Origin of the sequence: Burkholderia sp., from assembly GCF_018375725.1 — a bacterium.
Lineage (GTDB): Bacteria > Pseudomonadota > Gammaproteobacteria > Burkholderiales > Burkholderiaceae > Burkholderia.
This window is the reverse complement of sequence record NZ_JAHACR010000417.1, coordinates 1-2865: the sequence shown is the minus strand read 5'-3', so window position 1 is coordinate 2865 and position 2865 is coordinate 1. Positions and strand designations below refer to the sequence as shown.

4 protein-coding genes are annotated in these 2865 nt (G+C 63.2%); all 4 read left to right on the top strand.

The window, feature by feature from the left end; translation table 11 throughout:
- The first annotated feature begins 69 nt into the window (after positions 1–69).
- Positions 70–477, top strand: coding sequence for a transposase (locus KH616_RS23735; protein WP_048984163.1), 408 nt, complete (start codon positions 70–72; stop codon positions 475–477).
- A complete protein-coding gene (gene tnpB / locus KH616_RS23730; protein WP_006764055.1) occupies positions 474–821 on the top strand; it encodes an IS66 family insertion sequence element accessory protein TnpB in 348 nt (115 codons plus the stop codon). Before KH616_RS23735 ends, tnpB begins: the two co-directional genes overlap by 4 nt.
- Positions 822–850: 29 nt before the next feature.
- Positions 851–2413 (top strand): IS66 family transposase, encoded by a 1563-nt coding sequence (locus KH616_RS23725; RefSeq protein ID WP_292253470.1) that lies wholly within the window; start codon positions 851–853, stop codon positions 2411–2413.
- A gap of 40 nt (positions 2414–2453) precedes the next feature.
- On the top strand, positions 2454–2865 hold a 412-nt coding region (locus KH616_RS23720), incomplete at its 3' end, for a plasmid pRiA4b ORF-3 family protein (RefSeq protein WP_292253466.1).

Genomic DNA, 2865 nt, shown 5'->3' with positions numbered 1-2865 from the left:
CGTAAGCGTGTCCCCAGCACCGTCTCGACGATGTGAAAGGAAGTTGCCAGAGTAGTCCCCACCAAAGTAGTGGGGACCAAAGTGGCAACAGATACGCCGAAGAGAACTTCACGCAAAGGCATCCCGAATCACCCGATCGAATTTCGACGGCATCTGGCCAAGCTGGCCTGTGAGCCGGACGTATCGGTGGCGCGTCTGGCGATGGAGCATGGGGTGAATCCGAACCTAGTGTTCAAATGGCGTCGAGCATTGCGTGCCGGCGAATACGATCCGGTGGATTTGCTGCCCGTGACCGTGGAGGCACCGGCGCAAGAGATCGAGCAACCGGCCCCGGCGCCGGTCGCCAGTGCCGCTCCGGCGGGCGCCATCGAGATCAGCGTAGGCAACACCCGAGTGCGCATCGAAGGCTCGCCGCATGAAGCGACGCTGTTGCTGGTGCTCCGTATGTTGCGCGGCACGTCGGGACCGACAGCATGATCGGACTACCCAGCCACACGAAGATCTGGCTGGCCGCCGGCGTGACCGACATGCGCTCGGGCTTCAATAGCTTGGCCGCGAAGGTCCAGACCGTGCTGGAGCGAGACCCGTTCAGCGGCCACGTGTTCGTGTTCCGCGGCAAGCGTGGCGATCTGGTCAAAGTGTTGTGGTGGAGCGGCGACGGCATGTGTCTGCTGATGAAACGCCTGGAGCGCGGTCGGTTCGTGTGGCCACGTGCCGATGGTGGCGTGGTGTGCCTGAGCCAGGCGCAACTGTCGATGCTGCTCGAAGGTATCGACTGGCGGCAGCCTGTACGCACGGCGGAGCCGACATCGGCGTTGTAAACCTGCCGGCCGCCGCGTAGACTGCCGGCATGACCACGGCAAACGTCTATCCGGACGACATCGAAGCGCTCAAGGCCATGCTGCTTGAGCGCGATGCACGCATTGGACATCTGGCAGATGTTGTCGAATCGCACAAGGTGGCGAACGCTACTGCCAAGGCCGAGATCGAGCATCTGAAGCTGCTGATCGCGAAACTGCGCCGCATGCAGTTCGGCCGGAGCTCCGAGAAGCTCGACCGTCAGATCGAGCAGCTCGAGTTGCGACTGGAGGAGCTCGAGGCCGACGAAGGCGCTGCCCCCATCGAGATTCCGAAGACGCCGCGTATCGCACCGGAACAAGCGCCGCGCAAACCGCTCCCCGAGCATCTGCCACGCGAGATCCTGACGTACTGGCCGGAATCGGGCAAAACCTGCACGGCGTGCGGCGGTGCCATGAAGCAACTCGGCGAGGACATCTCCGAGCAGCTGGAATATGTACCGGCCAGCTTCCGCGTGATCCGCCACGTGCGCCCGAAACTGGCATGCACGTGCTGCGACCACATTACACAAGCTGCAGCGCCGAGCCGCCCCATCGAGCGCGGCCTGGCTGGTCCGGGCTTGCTGGCTCATGTGTTGGTCTCGAAGTTCGCGGACCATCTGCCGCTGTACCGCCAGTCGGCGATCTATGCGCGTGAGGGTGTCGATCTGGATCGCTCGCTGCTGGCGAAATGGGTGGGTCATGGTGCGAGCCTGATGCAACCGCTGGTCGACGCCTTACGCCGGCACGTCATGACAGCCACCAAGCTGCATGCTGACGATACGCCTGTGCCGGTGCTCGCGCCGGGCAATGGCAGGACGAAAACCGGACGGCTGTGGGTCTACGTGCGCGACGACCGGAACTCGGGCGACATGACGCCGCCGGCCGTCTGGTTCGCCTATACGGCCGACCGCAAGGGCGTCCATCCGCAGCAGCATCTCGAATCGTTCAACGGCACACTGCAAGCGGATGCCTACGGCGGATACCAAGCGATTTACGAAACCGGGCGGGTAGCCGAAGCAGCCTGCTGGGCCCATGCCCGGCGACAGTTCTACGAACTGCACGCCGCACGCCCGAATGCCTTGAACACCGAGGCGCTGGAGCGTATCGGCGCGTTGTACAAGATCGAGGAAGCGATCCGGGGCAAGCCGCCCGATGAGCGACAGGCGTACCGGCAAACACATAGCAGGCCCTTGCTCGATCAGTTCCATGCGTGGCTGAGTGCCACGCTGGAAACGCTCTCGCGCAAATCCGACACGAGTCGGGCGATTCTCTATGCGCTGAACCGGTGGGAAACGCTCACGCGCTACTGTGACGACGGGCGTCTGGAAATCGATAACCTGCCAGTTGAGCGCGCGTTGCGCGGGGTGGCGATCGGGCGCCGGAACTACCTGTTCGCCGGTGCTGACTCAGGTGGCGAGCGTGCAGCGGCGATCTACAGTCTGATCGGTACGGCCAAGCTCAACGGCATCGATCCCGAGGCGTATCTGCGTGCCGTGCTCACGCGCATTGCAGACCATCCGATCAACCGGGTCGAAGACCTGCTGCCATGGAACATGACCACCCTGGCATCGTAAGGCGATAATGCCGCTGGCTTCCCGTTCCCCCGGAGATCAGATGGCGAAATCGTTCCAGCGCTTTACCCTGCACGTGCAGCTTCAACACATCGATCCGCCCATCTGGCGCAGGATCGAGGTCGAAGGAACCGAGTCGCTGCGCAAGCTGCACCATATCCTGCAGGCGGCCTTCGGCTGGGAAGACACCCACCTGCACGACTTCCTGATCGACGGCATGGCCTACGCCATGTTCGAGGTCGACGACGTGCTGGACTTCGCCGACCCGGGCACGAGCGCCGATGACCGGAAGGTTCGACTGCAGAAGGTCCTGAAACCTGGCTCGCGTTTCCTCTACCGGTACGACTTCGGAGACGGCTGGGATCACGCCATCGTCGTTGAGAAAGTGGAAACCATTGAGAGCGAACCGTGGGGCGCGGCCCAGGTCATTGATGGTGCTCGCGCGTGCCCGCCAG

Excerpts from the sequence above, each read along its gene's own strand:
- tnpB (WP_006764055.1), top strand. The coding sequence starts at position 474 with ATGATCGGACTACCCAGCCACACGAAGATCTGGCTGGCCGCCGGCGTG.
- KH616_RS23725 (WP_292253470.1), top strand. The coding sequence starts at position 851 with ATGACCACGGCAAACGTCTATCCGGACGACATCGAAGCGCTCAAGGCC.